Below are 1,001 nucleotides of genomic sequence, written 5' to 3' on the forward strand. Positions count from 1 at the left end.
GGTGACAAGCAACTGGAGCTGATGGCCTCGCAGTTGGTGGGCCTGACCTCGGCGGCGATGGTGGGTGGCGACCTGCAGACTGGTATCGACATCGCCAAGGATGCGACGGCGTACAACCGCCAGTTGCACCCTGAGGAGAAGCGCCTGATCAAGGAGAAGGCGGTTGAACTGGAGCGTGAACACGGACGGCCGTACCTGTCGAGGTTCACCTGGGAGGAGTTGCTGACGCTGGCCAGCGACAGCCAGTTGGACAACAGCGCCGCGCGCAAATACGAGACACTGCTGGGTCAACTGCAACACAGCACGCAGGGTGGCAACCCACTGACGGCAAAGTTTGTCAGGGATATGGACGTCGCCAATGCGGCAGTCCGGCAGATGAGCGAGCAGGGCACGCCGCTGCACTGGAAGGATGGCTCGGTCATCACCGCGCATGGCAAGGAGGTGCGGGCGTTCCAGGCGACGGCCGAGCAGAAGGCGGACAGCCAGTTGTTTGCCAGCAATGGCAGCGGCAGCTTCGGGCCCATGAGTGGCAACCTGCAGGGCGATGTCGAGCGCTTCGGTGCGGGGACGGCGCTGAAGCGTTACGCCGAGATCGGCCTGTTCAATGGGTCAAGCGATGCGTCCGATTGGGCGATGGAGCGTATTCGGTCCGAAGCGGTTGCCGGGGTGAATAACCTCACCCTGGACCTGCTGGGAATGTTGCCGTTAGGCAGTGCGGCCAGTGTTGGTGGCAAAGCGGCTGCGGCCGTCGAAGCCAAGGTGGCGGAGCAGGTGGGGGAGGCTGTCCTGAAGGGCGGTGCGACCTACGTTGAGAGCAAAGTCATCCAGGCCAATACCACGGTACAGCTGAGCGTGGCGGTGACGCTGGCGGGCGGGAAGGTGCTGCCCAAAGGCAGTGTGGTGACGGTGGCCGACGATACGATGAAGGTCGTTTACCCGAATGGGGTGAGTGAGATAGGGTCGTATGGTAAGGCGGTGGGGCAGCCGTTGGTGTTGCCTAG

General features: G+C 63.0%; 1 protein-coding gene. It reads left to right on the forward strand.

Going from position 1 to position 1,001, the window contains the following annotated elements; translation table 11 throughout:
• Nucleotides 1-1,001: hypothetical protein (locus tag NGM28_RS28400; protein ID WP_252092545.1), on the forward strand; the 1,001-nt coding region annotated here is incomplete at both ends.

The sequence above is a fragment of the Pseudomonas sp. MWU13-3659 genome, from assembly GCF_023757525.1.
In the GTDB taxonomy this organism is placed as follows: Bacteria; Pseudomonadota; Gammaproteobacteria; order Pseudomonadales; family Pseudomonadaceae; genus Aquipseudomonas; species Aquipseudomonas entomophila_E.